This is a genomic window from Couchioplanes caeruleus, from assembly GCF_003751945.1.
Classification (GTDB): Bacteria; Actinomycetota; Actinomycetes; order Mycobacteriales; family Micromonosporaceae; genus Actinoplanes; species Actinoplanes caeruleus.
This window is the reverse complement of the sequence record NZ_RJKL01000001.1, coordinates 5,941,593-5,963,626: the sequence shown is the minus strand read 5'-3', so window position 1 is coordinate 5,963,626 and position 22,034 is coordinate 5,941,593. Positions and strand designations below refer to the sequence as shown.

Below are 22,034 nucleotides of genomic sequence, written 5' to 3'. Positions count from 1 at the left end.
GCCGCCAGGCCTCCGAAGGGAATGGCGTACCTGGCGAACAAGCGCCGGGGCGGAGTTCCCGAAAGGTTGTGCCCGTGCCGAAGACCCTGGTCCGTCGCCTCGCCACCCTCGCGCTGATCCCCGCCGCCGCGTTCATCGGCCTGGTCATCGCCGGAGCGCCCGCGCAGGCGGCCGTGGTCTCCACCTCGACGCTGCAGACGCAGGTCGTGAGCCTGTCGAACCAGGCGCGGGTCAAGGCCGGCTGCAAGGCGCTGAAGGTCAACGCGGCGCTGCTCTGGGCCGCCCGCGGCCACAGCAAGTACATGGCCACCAGCGGCAGGTTCAGCCACACCGGCGCCCGCAACTCCACGTTCGCCGCCCGGGCCCGCGCCGCCGGCTACACCGCCGCGCGCAGCGAGAACATCGCCTGGGGCTACCGCAGCGCCCGCGAGGTCGTCAACGGCTGGCTGAAGTCGCCGGGCCACCGTCGCAACCTGCTCGACTGCGGCGCCAGGACGTTCGCCGTCGGCGTCGTCTACTCGACCAACGGCACGCCGTACTACACGCAGATGTTCGGCAGCCGCTGACCCCTTCCGACCACCCCACCGCCACCCACGGGCGGACCGAAGGCTTTTTTCTCCCCCTCGACCGGCCGGCATGCCCCCGCATGCCGGCCGGTCTTTTTCACGCGGGTACGGAGGCCGGCGCGCCGCTGCGCGAGTACGACAGCACGGCGTGCCGCCCCAACAGCCGGGGCTCGGCGGTCAGGCCGGTGATGTTCTCGGTCCAGCGCCGGACGGCGTCCTGCTCGTCGGGCCGGTCGGCGTCGTCGAGGACCACCGTGGCGACCGGGGCCAGGCGGCTCTGCAGGGCGTGCAGCGCCGGATAGCGGGCGTCCGGTCCCGTCGCCGCGGGCGGGCCGTCGATCAGCAGCAGGTCGATGTCGCGCACGTCGGCGAGCTTCTCGACGTCGTACCAGCGATAGGTCTTGCCATCCACGGCCAGCTCGGTGAGCGGCGCGGTACGCACCTCGGCCACCGCCGACAGCCCGTGCGCGTCGAGCTGCTCGCGGGTCTTCCGGGCGTAGTCGCCGTCGTGGTCGAGCGAGACGAGCCGCCCGCCGGTCTTCTCCAGGGCGTACGCGAGCCACACCGTCGACGTGCCGCTGCCGAGCTCGACCACCAACTGCGGCCGGCGCAGCCGGACGAGGTACAGCAGGTCGAGCAGGTCCGTCGGGTTGAGCGCGAAGTCGCCGGAGGACGGCATCGGCGCCCGCGGCGTGAATTCCGCGAAGAGCTGGAACATCGCCTCGATCTCCCGGCTCTGCGCGCGCAGCAGCAGGTCGTTGCCGTGCCCGTGCTGGCGCAGGCCGCGGGCGAGGGTCCGGGTCAGCTCCTGGTGCCGGTCGCCCGCGCTGAGCCGTTCTTTCTCGACCCCCGCCACCACCCGGCGTTGCATCTGCTCGACCACGATCCGCAGATCGCGGTGGGCGGCCTGGTTGGCACGGTAGAGCCCGGCCATCCAGCGCGACAGATGCAGGATGCCGAGCAGCACGCCGAGCAGCAGCACCGCGACAAGCGAGGTGGCGAGGCCCGCATGCCCGGAGGCGGCCGCCGTCCAGACGCCGGCGACGAGCGCCAGCACCACCATGAGCACCACCGCTTGCGGACGGGTCAGGCTCTGCAGCCGTACCGCCAGCCGACCGCCGAACCGGGTCAGGCCGCTCATTCGCTCAAACCTCCGATGTGCGCGCGTCTCAACACGTCCCCTAACTCCGGCGCCTCCCCGCCCGTTACGCGCACGCGGGCTCGGGTGTGCGTTGGGCCGGCGTGGAGTGCCGCGGCGCGTGCACCAGAGCGGCGATGCGGTCCACGTACGCCTGCGGAGGATGGGCGTTGGCCACGACGGCGCGGGCCCGCCGGCTCTGCTCGGCGAAGAGCACCCGGTCCTCGGTGTAACGCTTGACAACCCCCGCGACCTCGGCCGGTGCACAGTAGACGGCGGCATCGCCGAAGACCGCCGCGTGCCGTTCCTGGGTGACCACCACGCACCCCTGCGCCGCCGCCTCGCACGCCGGGCGGGAGAAGGTCTCCACCGTCTCGGGGTGCGGGAAGTGCAGGTAGAAGTCGAGCTGGTGCAGGAAGGTCCGCAGGTCCAGGTCGCCGGCCTCGTAGACGAGATGCGAGCGCGGACCGCCGAGCTGCACGTCGATCCGCGGCCAGTCCGGCAGTCGCAGCCGCACATCCACCCTGCGCAGGCCGTCGAAGACGTACAGCGACTCGCGGGTGTCCCGCGGCCACACTCCCTGGTCGCACAGGTCCGTGCCGGCCACCGGCGCGTCCCGCGTGGCGCCGTCGCGCGCCGCCGTCCAGCGCTCGGCCCCGATCACGACAGGCAGGTCGTACGGCGTCAGCTCGAGCGCCGGATACCCGCGCAAGGCGGTCCGGACCTCGGGATCCTGCGGGCACCACACCACGGGCGCGTCGAACAACCGCGTCGCCGTCGCCGTGCACGCCGCGGGCTCGTACCGGTGGTCGAGACCGTCGCGGCGCACCGGGGCCTGATCCGCGACGATCAGCACCCGCCGGGGCCGCAACAGGCACTCGTCGTCCGGCGCGAACTGCAGCGCCGCCGCGTGCCGGACGACGACCAGCGCCGCCTCGTTGACGTCGCCGGGCAGCACCTGGGCGATCCGCCCCGCGTTGACCAGCTTCTGGATCGGGCCCGCCAGCGGATAGCGCCGCCGGGCCGGCGGCCGCAGCGATTCGAGGTGGAGCACGGCCACGCGCAGCCCCCGGTCCGCGAGGGCCAGCATCTCCTCCACGGCCGACAGTTGCGGGCCCTGCAGAAACCGCCAGTCGCCGGCCATCACCACGTCGTACTCCGGGCGGGGCGGCGCCTCCCCGCGGCCGTACCGGAGGTGGTCGGGTGCCGCGAACGGCCGATCGCCGCCCTCGCGGGGAAGGTAGGGCTTCGCTGCCCGGGCCGCGATGCGGCCGTGCCACTGCTGATAGGCCGAGGAGTACGCGACCCGAGCCGGGTGCATCCAGTACGCCCGGATCTCCGAGCGCGACAGCGACCCCTGGGACAGCCGGATCAGCGCCAGCGGCTCGGAGTCGATGTGGCGCACGGCCCGTTCGCCGTAGACCGCCCGCATCCGTCCGATGTATTCGGAGTCCGCGGCCTTGCGTACCTGGTCGAAGTAGCCGATCCGGTCCATCACGAGCTGGCGGCGGAACAGCAGCGAGGACGGGTTGAAGCGGCCGCGCCGCACCGCCGGGCGGGTCAGCACGAGCCGCTCGGTGACGGCCAGCCCGTCCGTGGTGGTGGCGACGATGCGGGCGTTCTCCAGCATCGGCCGCACCTGCAGTTCGAGGCGGCGCGGGTGGGACCAGTCGTCGGAGTCCTGGAAGGCGGCGAACTCGCCCTCGGCCGCGTCGAGCCCGGCGTTGCGGGCCGCGTACGTGCCCTGGTTGTACGGCTGCTTCACCACCCGGATCCGCGGCCCGAGCGCGGCCGCCCGTTGCAGGATCTCGTCGTACTCCGGCGGCGACGCGTCGTCGACGACGACGATCTCGACGTTGCGCCAGGACTGGGCGAGGATCGAGCGGACCGCCGTGATCAGGCCCTCGTCGGGGTGGAACGCGGTGACGATGACCGAGATCCGGTGCGGCTCGTCGACCGGCAGGGGCTCGGCGGCCGCCGTGAGCCGGTCGAACGGCGGCAACCCGTTGGCCGGGTCGAGCGCCGGATAGGGCTTCGGCATCAGCCGCTGGAACGCGGCGAGCCACGGCGCCACCGGCAGTTCGCCGTCGCCGGCGAACGGATTCGCCACGTCGATCTCGAGGTCGGTTCGGATGGCTTCGCTCATCCCCGAGTACGTCCGCAGCAACGCGCGAGCCGCGTCGGCGCCGCGCCAGGTGTACGTGAGCTGTGCGTGCAGTCCCTGGTGGGCGCCCGGCATCGCGGGGGCACCCCACGCGTCACGGACGAGCGCGTACAACCCCAGCGCGTCGGTGCGGTCCGCCGGAAGCATGTCCTGCAACGCCAGCGTCTGCGCCAGCCCGGCGAGCACGGAGGAGCGGGCGTCCCGCTTGATCCGGCGCAGCCAGGCCACGTCACCGCTGCGTACGGCGGCAAGCAGGTCCGCGTACGTGGCCCCCGTCTCCCGCAGCGCGATGTACGCCAACAGCCGGCGCATCTCCAGCGAGCGCAGCCGGATCGCCGTGGGCGGCACGGCCCGCTGCACGTGGTACCGGGCGATCCTCAGGTAGTCGTCGAGCAGACCGGCTGGTTCCCCCATGCGGCAACAGACCTCTTCTTAGCCCCTGAATGTCACTAAGGCAACGCCGCCGCCGCGCGGGAAGTGACGGTTCAGGCCACGGCCAGCACCGCGGCCTCCACCCGGGCCCGGGCCGCCGGATCCGCCCAGGCCCCGACGAGGTAGAAGGCGTCGACCACGTCACCGCCCAGCGTCGAGATGCGCGCGGCCCGGACCTCGGCGCCGGCCTCGTCCAGCGCGGTGGCGACCCGATGGAGCAGCCCGGCCGAGTCGGCCGCGCGCAGCTCGAGGACCACCGCGTCCGTGGCGGCGGCGCGCAGCCAGACCACCCGGGGGGCGGCGCCGTCGCGGGCCGGCACCGGACGCGACCGCAGCCGCTGGGTCACCGAGACGTCGCCGGCGGCGACGCGGCGCAGGTCGGCGGCGAGCGCGAGCGGGTCCGCCGGCGAGCCGAACCGGGGCTGGGTCAGAAACTCGACGATCGCCCGGCCGTCGATCGTGGACGCGTCCGCGGCGACGACGTCGAGGCGGTGCAGGGCGAGGCAGGCCGCGACCGCGCCGAGCAGCCCGCGGCGGTCGGCCACGGCCACGGCGACCCGGTCGCCGTCGAGGTGCACGGCCGGCAGGTCGCCTGTGCGCAACTCGGGTCCGGGCTCCGGCGGTGCGGGCAGCTCCCCGGTGTCCAGCGCGGTGTGGACCCGGCGGACCAGCTCGGCCATCAGCCGGCCCTTCCAGTCCGACCAGGCGCCCGGGCCGGTGGCGTGCGAGTCGGCGCGGGCGAGCGCGTGCAGCAGGTCCAGGGTCGCCGTGTCGCCGACCTGCTCGGCGACCGTGGAGATGGTCACGGGGTCGCCGAGGTCGCGCCGGGTGGCCGCGTCCGGCAGCAGCAGATGCAGGCGGACGAGCCGCTCGACGGTCGCCACGTCCGCCTCCGGCAGGCCGATCCGGGCCGCGATCCCGGCGGCGATCGGGGCGCCGACCAGGCTGTGATCGCCGGGCAGCCCCTTGCCGACGTCATGCAGGAAGGCGCCGATCAGCAGCAGGTCAGGGCGGTCCACCTCGCGGGCGTACGCGGTCGCCTCGAACGCGGCCTGCACGAGATGCCGGTCCAGCGTGAACCGGTGCACCGGATGGTGCTGCGGCAGGCTGCGCATCCGGGCCCACTCGGGCAGCCAGGCGTCGATCAGGCCGTACCGGTCGCACGTCTCCCAGGTGGGCAGCAGCCCCGGCCCGGAGCCGAGCAGCGAGACCAGCGCGCCGCGGGCGGTGGCCGGCCAGGGCGTCGGCAGCGGCGGGCAGAAGGCGGCGAGCCACTCGCAGGTGGCGCGGGCGATCGGTAGGCGCACGGTCGCGGCCGCGGCGGCGACCCGCAGGGACAGCGCCGGGTCCGGTACGGGCCCGATCGCCGTCCGGGCGAGCACGAGCTCCCCATCCTGCTCGACCACGTCCCGGGCGACGGGCCGCCGCACAGGGTTGCCGGGGGCGGTGCCGCGGCGGCGTACCCCCCGCAGCCGGTCGGCGGCACGCCAGGCGTCGTCGAGGGCGTGCGCGACGGTCCGGGCGTCGCCGGAGACGCGGCGCAGCAGCGCGTCGGCGTCCTCGAGGTCCAGCAGCTCGGCCACGGTCGAGCGTTCCTGGGCGACCAGCCGGTCGACCCGGCGGCCGGTCGCCAGATGCAGGGCGTCGCGGGCGTCCAACAGGCGCAGGCCGGCGGCGCGCACCGCCGGGCGCAGGGTGTCGGCGAGCCCGGCGCGGCCGATGCCGCGCAGGATCGTCAGGTCGCGCAGGCCCCCGGCGGCTTCCTTGAGGTCGCCCTCGAGCAGGAACGCGAGCTCGCCGTGCGCCGCCCACCGGGCCGCGGTGAGCTCTTTGAGCTGCGGAAGCAGGCGTACGGCGGTGCGCCGCCACTGGTCGCCGGCTGCCCCGACCAGCTCGGCCGACAGGGCGGCGTCGCCGGCGACGTGCCGGGCGTCGAGCAGGCCCAGCGAGACCTTCACGTCGTCGTGGGAGACCGAGAGGGCCTCGGCGAGGGTCCGCACGGAGTGGTCGAGGCCGATCCGCGTGTCCCAGATCGGATACCAGAGCGCGGCGGCGATCCGGTCGATCCCGGCCGTGCCGCGGTGCAGCAGCACGAGGTCGAGGTCGCTGTGCGGCGCGACGTCGCGCCGACCCAACCCGCCCACCGCCACCAGGCTGACGCCCGGCACGTGGCCGGGGAACACGGAGGTGAGCCACGCGTCGAGCGCCGCGGCCCGGGCATCCCGGGCCGCGGCGCCGACGTGGCCCCGGAGGGTGTCCGGCGAGGAGCCGGACGGCACCCGCGGCGCCTCCGGCGCCTCAGAGCGCGTCGAGGCCGCGTTCACCGGTGCGGACCCGGACCACGTCGTCCACCGACGTGACCCAGACCTTGCCGTCGCCGATCTTGCCGGTACGGGCGGAGTTCACCACCGCGTCCACGACCTTCTCGACGTCGATCTCGTCGGTGACCACCTCGACCTTGATCTTCGGCAGGAACTCGACCGTGTACTCGGCACCCCGGTACACCTCGGTGTGGCCCTTCTGCCGTCCATATCCCTGCACCTCGCTCACGGTGAGCCCGGCGACGCCCAGGGCGTGCAGAGCCTCCTTCACCGCGTCGAGCTGGTACGGCTTGATGACGGCGGTCACCAGCTTCATGTTCAGTCCCTCCATGTCAGAGAACTTATCCGGCAACCTTCTCCGCCGAGGCCGCCTTGCCCTCGGTGTCCGCCTGTGCGGGCGTGGTGCCGGTGAGCCCGGCCATCGCGAAGGCGCCACCGCCGGTGCCCGCACCGCCGCTCGGGGTGAGGTCGTAGCCGGTCTCGCCGTGGTCGGCGATGTCGATGCCCGTGATCTCGGCCTCCGGCGAGACCCGCAGGCCCTTTGCGGACCGGATGATCAGGGCGATGGCCGCGGCGATGGCGAAGGAGTAGAGCGTGACGACGAGGCTGCCCAGGAACTGGCGGCCGAGCTGGGTCACGCCGCCGCCGTAGAACAGACCCTCGCTCGCGTTGAGGATGGCGGGATCGGTGATGCCCGCGTTGACCTGCGCGGTCGCGAAGAAGCCGATCGCCAGCGAGCCGATCCAGCCGCCGACGAAGTGCACGCCGACCACGTCGAGCGAGTCGTCGTAGCCGAGCCGGTATTTCAGGCCGACCGCGAGGGCGCAGACCGCACCGGCGACGAGGCCGATCAGCACGGCCGGCAGCGGGGCGACGAAGCCGCAGGCCGGGGTGATCGCGACCAGGCCGGCGACCGCACCGGAGGAGGCGCCGACCAGGGTGGGCTTGCCGTCGCGGATCCACTCCACGACCACCCAGCCGACCAGGGCGGCCGCCGTGGCCACCTGGGTGTTGAGGAAGGCGAAGACGGTGGTGCCGTCGACGGTGAGCTCGGACCCGGCGTTGAAGCCGAACCAGCCGAACCACAGCAGGCCGGCGCCGAGGGCGACGAACGGCACGTTGTGCGGGCGCATGTTCTCCCGCGGCCAGCCGGCACGCTTGCCGAGGATCAGGCAGAGCGCCAGCGCGGCGGCGCCGGCGTTGATGTGCACCGCCGTGCCGCCGGCGAAGTCCAGCGCGCGGATCTTGGAGCCGACGAAGCCGCCGCCCCAGACCCAGTGGGCGACCGGTACGTAGACCAGGGTGAACCAGGCCAGCGCGAAGATGACCCAGCCGGCGAACTTCATCCGGTCCGAGACCGCGCCGCTGATCAGGGCGACGGTGATGATGGCGAACATCATCTGGAAGCCCATGAAGGCGTACGTCGGGATGCCGGTCTTCGCGCCGAAGAAGAGCCATTCCTCGGTGATGCCGCTGGTGCCCGTACCGAAGTACGAGAAGTTGCCGATGACGGTGTTCAGGCCATCGTTGCCGTTCACGCCGAAGGCCAGGGTGAAGCCGTAGATGACCCAGAGGACGGAGACGAGCCCGATGCACGAGAAGCTCATCATCATCATGTTCAGTACGCCCTTGGACCGGTTCAGGCCACCGTAGAACAGCGCCAGACCCGGAGTCATGAGCAAAACGAGCGCAGACGACAGGAGCAACCAGGCTGTGTTGCCGGTGTTGATCTCCACGCTGCCTCCTCTCCGATAGGTGTCCTGCCGCGCTTGCCCACGGCGGGGCCGTGCGGGCAATGCGGAGCCGGTGCCGGGGCAGCGTCGCGCCGTTCGACCGGTGTGAGGCGCCAGCCTTCCGGTCGGCTGTTTCGCGCAGGGTCAACGCGCGATTTCCGGCAGGTCACCGTTTGTTTCGTACGTGTGAAGAAACTCTCACAAGCGGCTTCTCACCGCAGGGCGTACTCCAGGGTGTGGCGCTCGTAGTCGAGCAGGCGGAGATCTCGCATCGGTCGCCGCAGATGTCCCTTGTGCACGATACGGACGAAGGCGGGGTCGCCCGCCGCGGCCATCCTGCGGATGCCCTCGACGTGGTCGACGATCCGCTTGCGGATGGTCCGGACCAGGCGGTGACGGTCGCGCGGGATCAGTCCGTACGCGTCCGCGAAGAGCCGCAGCCGCCGCGGCCGGTTGGGCCGCTTCCAGCCCAGCGTGTACGAGTCCCGGTCGCTGAACAGCGGCACCCAGGTCCAGGCCGCGTACGCGACGTCGTAGATCCGCGCGCCCGGCGAGGCCAGGTCGAAGTCGATCAGGGCGAGGGTGCCGTCCGGCCGCCAGACCACGTTGTGCGGTGCGGCGTCGTGGTGGCAGATCACCTCGGTGTCCGGCGGCGGCGGGCCGAAGCTGCGCCAGACCGCGCCCGGCGGCGGCTGGAAGCCGTACTGCGCGTCGTGGAACATCCGCAGCATCGTGCCGACCGTGACCAGGGCCTCCTCGGTCGTCCAGTGCGGGGCCAGCGGATACTCGCCGCACTCGCCATCGAGGTAGGACAGGACCTCGCGGCCCTTCTCGTCCATGCCGAGGGCGTGCGGAGATCCTGTGAAACCCACCTGCTGCAGGTGGTTCAGCAGCGAGTGCACGGCCGGCGTCCACGGCCCGGCATTACGGCGTACCGTGTCGCCCAGTTTGGAGACCGTGCTGACGTTGCCGCCGTGCAAGGGGATCTCGCGACTGCTGTCGGGAGCGCTGCGCTCCTGGGTCACCCACGACCTCCCCTGGAAGTTCCCCGCTTCACGGGTTTGCCACCCCGTCACGGGCTTGCCGCCTTCGAGCCTACGCGTCGGCGCCAAGCAGGGCCTCGACGAAGGCGGCGGGCTCGAACGGCGCGAGGTCGTCCGGGCCCTCGCCCAGGCCGACCAGCTTGACCGGAATCCCCAGCTTGCGCTGCACGGCGATGACGATTCCACCCTTGGCGGTGCCGTCGAGCTTGGTGAGCACGACGCCGGTGACATCCACCACCTCGGTGAACACCCGGGCCTGCTCGAGGCCGTTCTGACCGGTGGTGGCGTCCAGGATCAGCAGGGTCTCGTCGACCGGGCCGTGCTTCTCCACCACCCGCTTGACCTTGCCGAGCTCGTCCATCAGCCCGACCTTGTTCTGCAACCGGCCGGCGGTGTCGATCAGCACGGTGTCCACGCCGACGTCGATGCCCCGCTTCACGGCGTCGAACGCCACGCTGGCCGGGTCGCCGCCCTCGGGACCCCGGACGGTCTCGGCACCGACCCGCTCGCCCCATGTGGTGAGCTGGTCCGCGGCGGCGGCCCGGAAGGTGTCGGCGGCGCCCAGCAGCACCGTACGCCCGTCCGCGACCAGCACCCGCGCGATCTTGCCGCAGGTGGTGGTCTTCCCGGCGCCGTTGACCCCGACGACCAGCACGGTCGCCGGACGGCCATCGTGCGGTGCGGTACGCAGGCCACGGTCGAGCTGGGGATCCAGCGCGGCGGTCAGCTCCTCGGCGAGTTGCTCGCGCACCCCGGCGACCGTCCGCGTGCCGAGCACGCGCACCCGCTCGCGCAGCCGCTCCACGAGAACCTGGGTGGCCTCGACGCCCACGTCGGCGGTGATCAGACTGTCCTCGATCTCCTCCCACGCGTCCTCGTCCAGGTGGTCGCGGGAGAGCACGCTGAGCAGGCCGCGACCGAAGACGTTCTGCGAGCGGCTGAGCCGGGCCCGCAGGCGCACCAGGCGGCCGGCGGTGGGCTCGGGCTTCTCGAGGGCCGGCTTCGCCGGAGCCTCGACCACCGGCTCGGCGGGCGGCGCGGCCGGGCGTTCGATCAGCGGCGGCAGCGCCTCGGCTTCGGGAGCCGGCGGCGCGACCGGAGGCCGTTCGAGCGTGGTCGTGCCCGCCCGGGTCTCCCCCGGCCGGCTCTCCCCGGGCGGCGGAAGCTCCCGCCGCCGCAGCCGCGGCACGACGAGACCGACGGCCCCGACGACGAGCACCGCGAGCAGGATCAGGGAGGCGACCACGTATTCCATGTACGAAATCCTGACAGATGGACCGGAGGACCGTGGTGCCACCCGTCCGTTGCCGCCGGACCCGCCCGGTGATCACGAGGTGACCCAAAGCGTGGTGGCGGAATCCCGGGCCGGTGGGGAGGATGGCAGCATGGCTCTCACCACGGCGGTACGGTGACCGCGTCGCTGCTCATCGGGCCGGTCCTCCGCCGAGTCGTCGGCGACAAGGCGACGATCTGGGTGGAGACAAGCGGCCCGGCCCGGGTGCGGGTCGAGGCGACCGGCGGCGGCGCCGGCTCCGCTCCCACCTTCTCCGTGTACGGGCACCACTACGCGATCGTGGTGGTGGAGGGCCTGCGTCGCGGCGTGGCGAGCGAATACCGGGTGTGGCTCGACGAGCGCGAGGTGTGGCCGCAGCCGGACTCGCCGTACCCGCCGACCGTGATCGTGACCCGCCCGGCCGAGGACGCCGACCATCCGGTCAGCATGATCTTCGGTTCCTGCCGCGAGGCCACCCCGCACGCGACCGCGCGCAAGCTGCCCCCCGACGCGCTGGACGCGTACGCCCGGCGGCTGATGACCGACCCCGGCGACCCGGACCTGCGCCCCGACCTCGTGGTGCTCCTCGGCGACCAGGTCTACGCGGACAAGACCTCGGCGAAGGTACGGCGCTTCCTGCGCCGCCACCGGCCGTCGGGTCACAAGGGCCCGGCGGACGAGGTGGTCTCGTTCGACGAGTACACCAAGCTGTATCTGGAATCGTGGCGCGACCCGGAGGTCCGCTGGCTGCTGGCCACCGTGCCGAGCGTGATGATCTTCGACGACCACGAGATCATCGACGACTGGAACACGTCCGCGTCCTGGCGCTCGGACATGTCGGCGCAGCCCTGGTGGGCCGAGCGCATCGCGAGCGGCCTGGCCTCGTACTGGGTGTATCAGCATCTCGGCAACATGAGCCCGGACGAGCTCGCCGCCGATCCGCTGCTGGCGAAGATCCTCGCGGTCCCGGACGCGACCGAGCTGCTGCACGACTTCGGCCTCTCGGTCGACTCACCGACGTCGGCGGAGAACATCGACCGGCCGTACCAGTGGAGTTTCGCCCTCGACGTGGGCCGCACCCGCCTGGTGATGCTCGACAACCGCTGCAACCGGGTCCTGATCCCCGCACGCCGGGAGATGCTGCCGGCCGCGGAATGGGCCTGGTTCGTCGACCAGGCCCACGGCGACTACGACCACCTGGTGATCGGCTCGTCCCTGCCGTGGCTCATGCCGCCCGCGATCCACCACGTCGAGGCCTGGAACGAGAAGCTGACGGCCAGACCCGGCACCCGCCGGGCGGCCTTCGCCGAAGTGATCCGCCGGGCCATCGACCTCGAACACTGGGCGGCCTTCGGGCGCTCGTTCCACGCCCTGACGGAGCTCTGCCGCCGCCTGGGTGAGGGCGGCGAGGGAGCGCCCCCGCAGCGCGTCGGCGCGGGCGGGGCCTACGCACCCCCGGCCACCATCAGCGTCCTCTCGGGCGACGTCCACCACTCGTACGTGGCCCGCGCCCTGCTGGGACCGGCCGTACGAACGCCGGTGCACCAGTTGACCTGCTCGCCCATCCACAACCAGGTGCCGGCCCCGATGCGGCCCCTGATGCGGCTGAGCTGGTCCCGCCTGGCGGCAACCGGCATGCGCGCCCTGGCCAGGTCGGCCGGCGTGAAGCGTCCGCCACTGACCTGGAAACGGCTGGCCGGCCCCTACTTCGGCAACGCGGTCAGCACCCTGCGCCACACCGGAGCCCGCGCCGAGGTCGAGGTCGAGGGCACCACCAAGGACGGCACCCTGTTCACGGTCGCCGCGGTCCGCCTGACCGACTAGCGCAGCGCCACCACCAGGACAATGCTGGAAGCGGCAGGCTTCGCCATCACCGACGAGGGTGTGGCCCGCTGGCGCGACAAACTCCGCCGCCCCACAGAAGCCCAGCGCGCCGAAAGCCGCCGCCGGCTCGACGCGATCGAGGCAGGTCGCTGGCCCGACCAGGAGCCGACGGCATGACCGACCTGCACCCGGAGATCCGGGCCGTCCTCGACCGGTCGGCGATCCAGTCCTACGCTCAGGGTCATGTCCATGTCGGCGAGGTGATCACCGAAATTGCCGGCGAACGCGCATACGTCGGCATCCCGGCAACCGCTCTCCTCGACGCTCACGCGCGATGCGGGGACGACAAGGTCGCCCGGGCCCGCCTCGACGTGCTGGTCCACCTGCCCGGCGCCCGCACACTCGACCTGACGGCCGAGACCGCGGGCCGCGTGGCCGGTACCGTCGCGTTCACCGGGGGCGACCTGGCGCGTTCGCATGCGATATGGGCAGCCCTCGAGCACTCAGCGGCCTACCTGACGGCCGAACCGCAAGAATCCACGCGCCTGGTCGCTGACGACCGCATCATCATCGTCCCGGCCGGGGACGCATAACCGGGACGAGAATTGTCGTAGGGGCGGTCCACCATGTCTGCGTGACTTCTTGGACCGCGCCTGCGGCGCAACGAGTGAGCGAACCCCGGACCGGCGACGAGCGCGCCATGCTCGAAGGCTGGCTCGATTGGCATCGGCAGACCCTGCTGACGAAATGCGCGGGCCTCTCGGCAGAGCAGCTCAAGACCAGGGCGGTCGAGCCGTCCACGCTGACGCTGCTCGGGCTCCTCCGGCATATGACCGAGGTGGAACGCGGCTGGTTCCGCATCCAGGCGGCGGGCCAGCAACTCTCCTACCTCTACTGCGACGACACCAATATTGACGGCGACTTCGACGACGTGGTGGAGGCCGACGCGGAGAAGGACCACGCCACGTTCCTGGCCGAGATCGAGGCGGCCCGCGCCGCGGTGGCGAGCCTGCCTCTCGATCACGAGTTCACCACGGAGAACCGTCCGACGACGAGCCTCCGATGGGTCTACCTGCACATGATCGAGGAATACGCCCGCCACAACGGCCACGCCGACCTACTCCGCGAACGCACCGACGGCCAAACCGGCGACTGACCCACCGCGCGGCGACTCGATGACCCGCGCCTGCGATCCACGCCTTGCGCTCGGCGAACGCTGGGCCGTCCTCAGAAAACACCGGCGAGACACCACGCTCGTCGTCGAGTCGTCGCAGACCCTCGCGGACGCACCTTCATGCCACGCCTCACCGACGGGTTCACCACCCGAAGGTTCCTCGCCGCCGGTCTCACCGCGGTGGTCCTTACCGCCGCGTCGCCGGCGGCCGCGATCGCTGCTCCGACGCGAACACTGCCCACCTCGACAATGGTCCTGGCCGCCACCGAGTACGAGCAGAAGATGGCCCTCGCCATCAAGTTCGGCCTCGGCGGCCGATTGGACCTGATCGAACTCGTTGACCGCGATTTCGTCATCGCGATCTGGACCCACGTCAAGGACAAACCTCAGAACGCCGAGGTCCGGGTGGCGGCCGAGCTCGCATTCAGCGCCACGCCGCAGGACGTCGAGCAGGCCTGCGCCGACTTCATCCTCACCGAGGCGCAGGCGGCCCTCGACCGCGAGCGCGAGCGGCGGAGCGCCGAGGAGAAGCGGCGGAGCGACCTGGCTCGCAGCACGGCCGCCGCCGCCATCAACGTAACTGCCGACGCCGCCCTGCTCGACGGCACCGACGCCAAGTTCGTCGAGCTGATCTGGCAGAGAGTCGTCGAGGATTCGCAGTGGCCGAAGGTCAAGGCCGCGGCCGCCGTCGCCCTCCAAGGCACCGCCGGACAGCAGCAGGCGTTCATCGCTTCGGGGCTCGCAGAGGCCGCGAGGCAGGACACCAAGGACCGCATCGCCAAGGACGAGGCGCAGACGGGAGCCGCGAAGGCCGCCGCGTTGGTCCGTGCCGCGAAGCGTTTCGCCGCCAACCGGATCGGCCTGCCGGTCACCGACGAGCTGCTCAACCTGCCCGACCGTGACTTCATCGTGACGGTCTGGAACCATGAGGCCGGCGGGACCAAGGTGCAGGACGCCGCTGTCGAGGCCTCGCGCAGCCTCGACCCGGCGATCTGGAAAACCTTCATCGACACCGGCATCCACCAGGCCAAGGACCGGGACATCCAGGCCGCCCTGGACAAGAAGGAAGCCGAGGACCGGACGGCGGTCCGGGCCATCGTCGACCGGGCGGTGAAGCCGGTCATGCAAGCTTGGCAGCAGCCGGGCGCGTCGCGCTGGCGGGCGACGCGAACACCGTCGCCGCCTTCCGCCGGGCCGGGCAGTACCAGGTCGGACCGGACCTGAAGCTGACCGGCTTCGCCCAGATCGTGAGCGGCCGCTTCGACGGCGACAACCATGACGATCTGCTAGCGATGCCGTCACGGGAGAACACCTCGCTTCGCGGAAAGGCGCGCCTCTACCCGGGCACCGCGACTGCCGCCGTGCTGCGGTCTCCCGGCACCCTTGCGGGAGTCGACCTCTCCGACGCCGTCGGAGTCGCCGCGGGTGAATTCACCGGCGACGGCAAGGACGACCTCGCCGTGCAATGGCGCGCCGGCAGCCTGTTCGTCTACCCGGGCAACCGAGACAACAGGTTGCAGGGCTCTACGCCGGCATCCCTGGTGCCGACGTCGGCTATCCGTTCCTAGAACGGCACGATGGAGGGCTCCTCTCCGCGGAGAGGAGCCCTCCATCGACTCACTCGTCAAAGGCGACGCCCGTGCCGACCACTGTCACGGCCACCGGACCGGTGGTCGATGTCCGGATCGGAGCATCACAGAGCCACTGGGCAGCCCCGGGTTGTCAGGCGGGGAGGCCGAGGGCCTTGCGCAGGTAGGGCAGATCCTGCGAGCCCGACCACCGGAAACCGAGCAGCTTGGCCGCACGGGCCCCGCGGATCACCCGGTCGTCGTCGTCCACGAAGAGCACCCACGGCGGGTCGATGCCGAGGGCGGCGGTGGCCTGCGCGAAGAACTCCGGGGCCGGTTTGTGGATCTTCAGCTCCCAGGAGCTGAGGATCGCGTCGAACTCGCCGATGAGGCCGAGGGATTCGAGGTCCTCGCGGAGCCGGTCGGTCGCGTTGGTGGCCAGTCCCACGGGGCGACCCGCCGCCCGGACCTCCCGGACGAATGCCAGGGCCTCCGGGTTGACGGTGCCGCGGTGCTTCTGCCATTGGGCGACCGCGGCGGCGGCCTCGTCCTCCGGCAGGGGGAGGCGCTTGGCGATGAGGTACATCCACTCCGCGTCGGTGATCTCGCCGGCCACGGCGGGACGGAGGAGATCCCAGGAGAACGCCGTCCGCATCAGCACGCCGTCCGGCAGGGAGTGCTCCGCCTCGGCCGCCGCCGCGACGGCGGGGTCCCAGCGGCGGACGACGCCGTCCAGATCGATGAGCATGGCCTGGGCGGGTTGGCGCTGCATGCGGCGAACGATCCTCTCTCGACGGCTTTCCCGAGCGGCCGGCGACGCCATGACCTGGCGCGGGGGCGAGCCTCGGACGCGGCGAAGGGCACGCCGCTCGGACGCCCAAGATTACGCCGTGCCCGAGCGTGCGATCCCGGCCGCCTCGGCAAGCGGCCGCTCATCGTCGCCGTCAACCTGATACGTGCGGCGGCCCTGACCGTCTGGGAACCCGCGCGGCCCCGTCTGGGAACCGGCGCGCGGCCGCTGCTCAGTCCTCCGGCTCCCGGTTCAGCCGCTGGCTGATCACCTGCGTGACGCCGGACCGCATCGTGACGCCGTACAGGGCGTCGGCGACCTCCATCGTCCGCTTCTGGTGGGTGATGATCAGGAGCTGGCTCTTCTCCCTGAGCTGCTGGAAGAGCGTGATCAGACGGCCCAGGTTGACGTCGTCGAGGGCCGCCTCGACCTCGTCCATGATGTAGAAGGGGCTGGGCCGGGCACGGAAGATGGCGCAGAGCATCGCCACCGCCGTCAGGGATCTTTCACCACCGGACAGCAGCGACAGACGCTTGATCTTCTTGCCGGGCGGGCGGGCCTCGACCTCGACGCCCGTCGTCAGCATGTCTTCCGGGTCGGTCAGCACCAGGCGGCCCTCGCCGCCCGGGAAGAGCACTTGGAACACCGTCTGGAACTCGCGGGCGGTGTCCTCGAAGGCCGACGTGAAGACCTCGAGGATGCGGTCGTCTACGTCCTTGACCACGGTGAGCAGGTCCTTGCGGGTGGCCTTGAGGTCCTCGAGCTGGTCGGACAGGAACTTGAACCGCTCCTCCAGCGCCGCGAACTCCTCCAGGGCGAGCGGGTTGACCTTGCCGAGCAGGGCCAGGTCGCGTTCCGCCTTGTTGGCGCGCTTCTCCTGGGTGGGGCGGTGGAACGGCACCGGTTCCGGTACGTCCTTGCCGTCCTTCTCCGCCTGCGCCACCTCGGCCTGGGTCGGGGGTACGAGCTGGTCGGGCCCGTACTCGGCGACGAGGGTGTCGACGTCGAGGGAGAAGTCCTCGGCCGCCTTGGCCTCGAGCTGTTCGATGCGCATGCGCTGCTCGGCGCGGGCCACCTCGTCGCGGTGGACCTCGCTGGTGAGGCGGTCGAGCTCGGCGACGAGGCGCTTGGCGGAGGCCCGTACCTCCGACAGCTCCGCCTCGCGGGCCGTGCGCGCGCGGGCGAGTTCGTCGCGGACCTCGACCGCGGCGGCCAGGGAGACCGCCACCCGGGCCAGCGCCGACGCGGCGCCCAGCGCGACCGCCTTGGCGACCTCGGCACCGCGGGCGCGGGCGGCCCGGCGGGCCGCCGCCCGTTCCCGGGCCTGGCGCTCGGCGTTGGCCTGACGCAGCAGCGAGTCGGCTCGTCCGGCGATCGAGGAGACCCGCTCCTCCGCCGTCCGCACGGCGAGCCGCACCTCCATCTCGTTCTGGCGGGCCTGGGGCACGAGCGCGGCGAGCCGGTCGCGTTCCTCGGTGGACGGCTCCTCGTCGATCGGCGTGGCCTCGGCGAGCCGCAGCCGCTCCTCGAGCTCGGTGAGGCCGGCGAGGTCGCGGTCGCGGTTGGCCTCGGCCTTCTGGCGGGAGGCGCCGAGCCGCTCGGACTCGGCCTTGGCGGAGCGGGCGGCGGCGCCCAGCTCGGCGAGGCGGCGGGCCGCGGCGTTGCGTTCGCCCTCGGCGGCGCGCTTGGCGGCGGCGGCGACGTTGACCGCTTCCTTGTGCTCGGCGACCTCGGCGCGGGCCTCGGCGAGCCGGTCCTTCAGCTCGCCGATGGACTGCTCGGCGGCTTCCCGGTTGGCGCGGGCCTCGTCGACGGCGGCCTGCACCTCGATGTAGCTGGTGGCCTTGCCGGAGCCGCCGGCCGCGGCGTGGGCGCCGAGGACGTCGCCGTCGGGGGTGACCGCGCGCAGTTCGGCGTTCCGGGTCACGAGCCGGGAGGCGGCGGCGAGGTCCGGCACGAGGACGACGTCGCGCAGGGCGCGGTGCAGGGCCGGGCGGATCGTGTCGGGGCAGTCGATGACGTCGGGCGCCCAGACCGCGCCCTCCGGCAGCGACGGCCGCAGGGAGTCGAGCGATCCCTGCATGCCCGGCGCGGCGGGGCTCGCGACGACGAGGGCGGCGCGGCCCGCGTCGGAGATCTTGAGCGTACGCATGGCCTCGACGGCCTCGTCGATCCCGTTGAGGGCGACCGCGTCGGCGAGCGCGCCCAGCGCCGCGGCGAGGGCGGCCTCGTGTCCGGGCCGGACGGTCAGCATCGAGGCGAGGCTGCCGAGCAGGCCGGGGACCTGGTCGGCCTTGCCGAGCAGCGCGCCGGCGCCGTCCTTGCGCTTGAGGCCGAGGGCGAGCGCCTCCTCGCGGGCCTTCCAGCTCGCGGCGTCCTTCTCGGCGGTGCGCTCGGCGTCGGAGAGCTCCTTGACCACGGCGGCGGACCGATCGTGCGCGGCGACCGCCTCGGCGTGCCGGGCGTCCAGCTCGGCGTTGTCGCGGTCGGCCTCGGTCGACTCCGCGGAGACCGCATCGACCTCCGCCTGCGCGGCCTCGGCGCGCATGAGCGCGTCGTCGTGCGCGACGGCGAGGCGTTCGATCTCCTCCGCGGCGCTGGACGTCCGGGCCTGGGCCGCGTGCACCTGCCCGGTCAGCTTCGCGAGGCCCTCACGCCGGTCGGCGATCGCCTTCGCCGCCGTACGCAGGGCGCCCTCGGCCGCGGCGAGCTGGCGTTCCAGCTCCTGCCGGTGCTCGACCGCCTCGGCGAGCCGCATCTGGTCCTCGGTCAGCGCCTCGCGCAGCTCCTCCTCCTGCTCGCGGACCCGTTCGGCCTCGGCCACGAGCTGGTCGGGGTCTCGGCCGGTGCGCTCGTCGTCGGGGGTCGCGGCGAGGTGGCGGAGCCGCTCGGAGGCGAGCTGTTCGGTGGAGCGGAAGCGTTCCTGCAGGGCGGACAGCTTGTACCAGGTGTCCTGGGCCGCCTGGAGGAGTGGGGCGTCCTCGGCGTGCTGGGCCTCGAGGTCGGCGAGCCAGCGCTGCACCTCGCGGTTCTCGTCCTCGACCTGCTGGCGGCGCTCGCGCATCGCCGACTCGTCGGCGATCTCCTTGTCCAGGGTGGTACGCAGCGTGTACAGGTCGTCGGCCAGCAGCCGCAGCCGGGCGTCGCGCAGATCGGCCTGGATGCCGGCGGCGCGGCGGGCGACCTCGGCCTGCTTGCCGAGCGGCTTGAGCTGGCGGCGCAGCTCGGCGGTGAGGTCGTTGAGCCGGTTGAGGTTGGTCTGCATCGCGTCGAGCTTGCGGATCGCCTTCTCTTTGCGCTTGCGATGCTTGAGGACGCCGGCGGCCTCCTCGATGAAGGCGCGGCGGTCCTCGGGCTTGGCGTGCAGCATGGCGTCGAGCCGGCCCTGGCCGACGATGATGTGCATCTCCCGGCCGATGCCGGAGTCGCTCAGCAGTTCCTGAATGTCGAGCAGGCGGCAGGAGCTGCCGTTGATCTCGTACTCGCTCTCGCCGGAGCGGAACATCCGGCGGGTGATCGACACCTCGGTGTAGTCGATGGGCAGCGCCCCGTCGCCGTTGTCGATCGTGAGGGTCACCTCGGCGCGGCCGAGCGGCGCCCGCCCGGCGGTGCCGGCGAAGATGACGTCCTCCATCTTGCCGCCGCGCAGCGCCTTGGCGCCCTGCTCGCCGAGGACCCAGGCGATGGCGTCGACGACGTTGGACTTGCCGGAACCGTTGGGGCCCACCACACAGGTGATGCCCGGCTCCAGCCGCAGCGTCGTTGCGGAGGCGAAGGACTTGAAGCCCTTGACCGTCAGGCTCTTGAGGTGCACGGGACTCCGGGGGTCGCGGTTTGCTCTCCGGCAGGAGGTTACCCGCAGGTGCGGGCCGTGTCCGTGCACGCCGCGCGTCCCGGATCCTCTCCATCTGAGCCTGTTACCGCCTGCTTGTCCTTTTCGGCGGAGCACAGGATAGCCACGTCCGCGCGCAAAGCGACGAAGCTAGCGCGAACAGCGAGGATATCGGCCTGAAGTTGGCACGCGACTGCGACGGCCGCGCCGTTGGTGAGCGTGTTCCGCAGTGCCCTCGGCGTAGGCGCGCGGCTCGGCGGCGGATGGTGGCACCGGCGGGCAGCCCGGCCACCAGCGCGCACGCGGCTCAAAAAGATGCGCGCCGCCACTTGTGTCTGTGGAGGCGCGCTGTTCTGTTGGCGTTGCCTGGTGCGAGGGGGACTGCGGGGCGCCCGGTCACGGCGCCACGCGGAGCTCAGGTCAGCGCGGGCTCGGTCAGCCGCATCAGATCGTCCGCCTCCGCGGCCGCCGCCGCGAGACGATCGTTCTCCGCCCGCAGGCGTGTGATCTCGAACTCCATAGCCTGCACCCTGGAACGCAGCCGGGTGACCTCGTCGAGCAGGCGCCGGTCGGGCGCCGCACCTACGTGGCCGTAGAGGGCCTTCGCCATGACTTCTCCTTGTGAGACACTGCGTCTCTTGTGTAAGCGCTGCCGAAAAGGCCGGCCAAACGCGCGCCCAGTGGTTTCGCACACCTGCACCACGGGCACGCGTGGGGCAGCGATCTGCACCCGACGAACTTGTGTGGGTGGCAGATATTTCCGCGCTCAGGACTCGACTGAGCACAGATGGGCGCGACTGGCGACTCTTCTATGGTGCGCCGATGACCAGGCTCCGTCAAGCCGTGGACAACGCGCCGACCCCCGTCTACCAGTGAATCACGCCACCTTGGCATGCCACCCGCGCTTGGATCAAGCGGTTTCCTCGTCCGGGCGACGGTCGCCGAGGTCGACGGCCGCATCGCGCCACGCGACGGTTACGGCGTGCAGCAGTTGATCGAAGGCGGAATCCATGGCGGCGAGGACCGCACCCGCCAGGTCCTCGCCGGCGAGCCGATCAAGGAGCACCTGCTGGCGCTCGAGGTACCGGTCGCAGTCGCGCAGGAGTTCGAGATGCCTCGGGTCGAGCATGTCTGTGGCGTACCGGGCAGGTAGGCGCGGCAAACGCCGCCGTGGCCCGACGAACCGTGCGGCGCCGCACCCGCGCCGAAAGGCCGAACCCGAATTGGTGGGTCCCTGCCTGAAGGGAGCCTTAGATCTTCCTTAGCTGGTTTGCCGCGTATCGGCCGGAGTGCTTACCGTCGCCCGGGTCGAATTTCCTCGATCCCTGGGGACGACGGAGGCAGGACGTTGCGCGGGCCGATCGAGCAGACCGACCGGGAAGAGTACACGGGACGGGCCGGGCGGCACCGCGGGCGAGGGACGATGCCGTCGGCGGCACGACTGATCCTGCCGGTCGGCGGCGTGCTGGCCGCCCTGGGCGTCGGAGCCGTCCTCCTCCCCTCGGACTTCACCGGCTCGGGCACCGCCGCCGAGCGCTCGGAGGCCGCCGTCGCCGCCGCGGCGCCGGAGGGCGGCGGAACGACGGGCACCGCCGGCACTCCGGCGGCACCGGCCACGTCCAGCACTCCAGCGGCGCCTTCGTCGAAGCCCGCCACCAAGCCGGCGGTGAAGAAGACCACGGCCGCGCCGGCCGCGAAGGCCGCACAGGCACCGGAGGAGGCCCCGAGGAAGCCGGCGGCGAAGCCTCCGGTGGCGGCCGGGCTCGCCGGTCAGGAGTCCGAGGTCATCCGGCTGGTCAACGTCGAGCGGGACCGGGCCGGCTGCGGCGCGGTGGACCTCAACACCGACTTGCGTACGGCGATGCGCCTGCACGTCCAGGAACTCGGCACGCACGACGACCTCTACATCAGCCACGTCAGCGACGACGGCCGGGACTTCGCCCAGCGGGCGAGGGAGCAGGGCTACGACGATCCGGGCGGCGAGAACGTGGCCCGGGGGCAGAGCGACGCCGCCGCGGTCATGGACGCCTGGATGAACAGCCCCGGGCACCGCGCCAACATTCTCAACTGCGACTTCAAGGCGATCGGCGCGGGCGCGGTGAAGGGCGTCGACGGCACGATCGTCTGGGGGCAACTTTTCGGGCGTTCCTAAGCAAAGGAGTCCGCAAACCCGGCA

Annotated in this window: 19 protein-coding genes; 8 read left to right on the top strand and 11 right to left on the bottom strand. The window is 72.1% G+C overall.

Going from position 1 to position 22,034, the window contains the following annotated elements:
• The first annotated feature begins 74 nt into the window (after positions 1-74).
• The gene (locus EDD30_RS26755) at positions 75-566 is read left to right on the top strand and encodes a CAP domain-containing protein (protein WP_244945413.1); all 492 of its coding nucleotides are present in this window, start codon (positions 75-77) and stop codon (positions 564-566) included.
• A 97-nt stretch (positions 567-663) separates the two neighbouring features.
• On the opposite strand, the gene EDD30_RS26750 is transcribed toward EDD30_RS26755, so the two are convergent.
• The 7 genes from EDD30_RS26750 to ftsY form a co-directional block, all read right to left on the bottom strand.
• Positions 664-1,707, bottom strand: a complete 1,044-nt coding sequence (locus EDD30_RS26750) for an O-methyltransferase (RefSeq protein ID WP_071805684.1) — start codon at positions 1,705-1,707, stop codon at positions 664-666.
• Positions 1,708-1,771: 64 nt separating this feature from the next.
• The gene (locus EDD30_RS26745) at positions 1,772-4,282 is read right to left on the bottom strand and encodes a glycosyltransferase family A protein (RefSeq protein ID WP_123678527.1); all 2,511 of its coding nucleotides are present in this window, start codon (positions 4,280-4,282) and stop codon (positions 1,772-1,774) included.
• Positions 4,283-4,353: 71 nt separating this feature from the next.
• Positions 4,354-6,579: a [protein-PII] uridylyltransferase gene (locus EDD30_RS26740; protein ID WP_071805722.1), complete on the bottom strand. Its 2,226-nt coding sequence runs from the start codon at positions 6,577-6,579 to the stop codon at positions 4,354-4,356.
• A 19-nt stretch (positions 6,580-6,598) separates the two neighbouring features.
• Positions 6,599-6,937: a P-II family nitrogen regulator gene (locus EDD30_RS26735; RefSeq protein ID WP_071805723.1), complete on the bottom strand. Its 339-nt coding sequence runs from the start codon at positions 6,935-6,937 to the stop codon at positions 6,599-6,601.
• A 25-nt stretch (positions 6,938-6,962) separates the two neighbouring features.
• Positions 6,963-8,357 carry an ammonium transporter gene (locus EDD30_RS26730; RefSeq protein WP_071805686.1) on the bottom strand — a complete coding sequence of 465 codons (1,395 nt, stop codon included), beginning with the start codon at positions 8,355-8,357 and terminating at the stop codon, positions 6,963-6,965.
• A gap of 209 nt (positions 8,358-8,566) precedes the next feature.
• On the bottom strand, positions 8,567-9,379 hold the full coding sequence (locus EDD30_RS26725; RefSeq protein ID WP_071805687.1) for a phosphotransferase: 813 nt from the start codon (positions 9,377-9,379) through the stop codon (positions 8,567-8,569).
• A gap of 70 nt (positions 9,380-9,449) precedes the next feature.
• Positions 9,450-10,652: a signal recognition particle-docking protein FtsY gene (gene ftsY / locus EDD30_RS26720; protein WP_071805688.1), complete on the bottom strand. Its 1,203-nt coding sequence runs from the start codon at positions 10,650-10,652 to the stop codon at positions 9,450-9,452.
• Between the two features lie 153 nt (positions 10,653-10,805).
• On the opposite strand from ftsY, the gene EDD30_RS26715 reads away from it, so the two are divergent.
• The 6 genes from EDD30_RS26715 (at position 10,806) to EDD30_RS26695 (ending at position 15,236) form a co-directional block, all read left to right on the top strand.
• The gene (locus EDD30_RS26715; protein ID WP_071805689.1) at positions 10,806-12,494 is read left to right on the top strand and encodes an alkaline phosphatase D family protein; all 1,689 of its coding nucleotides are present in this window, start codon (positions 10,806-10,808) and stop codon (positions 12,492-12,494) included.
• Positions 12,495-12,515: 21 nt separating this feature from the next.
• Complete coding sequence (locus EDD30_RS39340) at positions 12,516-12,671, top strand: hypothetical protein (RefSeq protein ID WP_170047273.1); 156 nt, start codon at positions 12,516-12,518, stop codon at positions 12,669-12,671.
• Positions 12,668-13,087 carry a hypothetical protein gene (locus EDD30_RS26710; protein ID WP_071805690.1) on the top strand — a complete coding sequence of 140 codons (420 nt, stop codon included), beginning with the start codon at positions 12,668-12,670 and terminating at the stop codon, positions 13,085-13,087. Before EDD30_RS39340 ends, EDD30_RS26710 begins: the two co-directional genes overlap by 4 nt.
• 107 nt (positions 13,088-13,194) lie before the next feature.
• The gene (locus EDD30_RS26705; RefSeq protein WP_170047275.1) at positions 13,195-13,650 is read left to right on the top strand and encodes a DinB family protein; all 456 of its coding nucleotides are present in this window, start codon (positions 13,195-13,197) and stop codon (positions 13,648-13,650) included.
• Between the two features lie 138 nt (positions 13,651-13,788).
• A complete protein-coding gene (locus EDD30_RS26700; RefSeq protein ID WP_071805692.1) occupies positions 13,789-14,892 on the top strand; it encodes a hypothetical protein in 1,104 nt (367 codons plus the stop codon).
• On the top strand, positions 14,799-15,236 hold the full coding sequence (locus EDD30_RS26695) for a hypothetical protein (protein ID WP_071805693.1): 438 nt from the start codon (positions 14,799-14,801) through the stop codon (positions 15,234-15,236). The genes EDD30_RS26700 and EDD30_RS26695 overlap by 94 nt, the downstream gene beginning before the upstream one ends.
• A 154-nt stretch (positions 15,237-15,390) precedes the next feature.
• Here the strand turns inward: EDD30_RS26695 and EDD30_RS26690 are convergent, their stop codons facing one another.
• The 4 genes from EDD30_RS26690 to EDD30_RS38440 all read right to left on the bottom strand — a co-directional run bounded on the left by EDD30_RS26690 (position 15,391) and on the right by EDD30_RS38440 (position 20,987).
• Positions 15,391-16,008, bottom strand: coding sequence for an HAD family hydrolase (locus tag EDD30_RS26690; RefSeq protein ID WP_071805694.1), 618 nt, complete (start codon positions 16,006-16,008; stop codon positions 15,391-15,393).
• Between the two features lie 250 nt (positions 16,009-16,258).
• Positions 16,259-19,840, bottom strand: coding sequence for a chromosome segregation protein SMC (smc, locus tag EDD30_RS26685; RefSeq protein ID WP_071805695.1), 3,582 nt, complete (start codon positions 19,838-19,840; stop codon positions 16,259-16,261).
• A gap of 433 nt (positions 19,841-20,273) precedes the next feature.
• The gene (locus EDD30_RS26680; RefSeq protein ID WP_071805696.1) at positions 20,274-20,468 is read right to left on the bottom strand and encodes a hypothetical protein; all 195 of its coding nucleotides are present in this window, start codon (positions 20,466-20,468) and stop codon (positions 20,274-20,276) included.
• A 300-nt stretch (positions 20,469-20,768) separates the two neighbouring features.
• Entirely contained in the window at positions 20,769-20,987 is a 219-nt protein-coding gene (locus EDD30_RS38440; protein WP_071805697.1) for a hypothetical protein, read from the bottom strand.
• Between the two features lie 219 nt (positions 20,988-21,206).
• Here EDD30_RS38440 and EDD30_RS26670 point away from each other — a divergent pair, with 219 nt between their 5' ends.
• Positions 21,207-22,010 carry a CAP domain-containing protein gene (locus EDD30_RS26670; RefSeq protein ID WP_071805698.1) on the top strand — a complete coding sequence of 268 codons (804 nt, stop codon included), beginning with the start codon at positions 21,207-21,209 and terminating at the stop codon, positions 22,008-22,010.
• The last annotated feature ends 24 nt before the right edge of the window (positions 22,011-22,034 follow it).

Excerpts from the sequence above, each read along its gene's own strand:
- EDD30_RS26735 (WP_071805723.1), bottom strand. The coding sequence starts at position 6,937 with ATGAAGCTGGTGACCGCCGTCATCAAGCCGTACCAGCTCGACGCGGTG.
- EDD30_RS26700 (WP_071805692.1), top strand. The coding sequence starts at position 13,789 with ATGCCACGCCTCACCGACGGGTTCACCACCCGAAGGTTCCTCGCCGCC.
- EDD30_RS26690 (WP_071805694.1), bottom strand. The coding sequence starts at position 16,008 with ATGCAGCGCCAACCCGCCCAGGCCATGCTCATCGATCTGGACGGCGTC.
- EDD30_RS26710 (WP_071805690.1), top strand. The coding sequence starts at position 12,668 with ATGACCGACCTGCACCCGGAGATCCGGGCCGTCCTCGACCGGTCGGCG.
- ftsY (WP_071805688.1), bottom strand. The coding sequence starts at position 10,652 with ATGGAATACGTGGTCGCCTCCCTGATCCTGCTCGCGGTGCTCGTCGTC.
- EDD30_RS26705 (WP_170047275.1), top strand. The coding sequence starts at position 13,195 with ATGCTCGAAGGCTGGCTCGATTGGCATCGGCAGACCCTGCTGACGAAA.
- EDD30_RS26750 (WP_071805684.1), bottom strand. The coding sequence starts at position 1,707 with ATGAGCGGCCTGACCCGGTTCGGCGGTCGGCTGGCGGTACGGCTGCAG.
- EDD30_RS39340 (WP_170047273.1), top strand. The coding sequence starts at position 12,516 with ATGCTGGAAGCGGCAGGCTTCGCCATCACCGACGAGGGTGTGGCCCGC.
- EDD30_RS26745 (WP_123678527.1), bottom strand. The coding sequence starts at position 4,282 with ATGGGGGAACCAGCCGGTCTGCTCGACGACTACCTGAGGATCGCCCGG.
- EDD30_RS26680 (WP_071805696.1), bottom strand. The coding sequence starts at position 20,468 with ATGGCGAAGGCCCTCTACGGCCACGTAGGTGCGGCGCCCGACCGGCGC.
- EDD30_RS38440 (WP_071805697.1), bottom strand. The coding sequence starts at position 20,987 with ATGCTCGACCCGAGGCATCTCGAACTCCTGCGCGACTGCGACCGGTAC.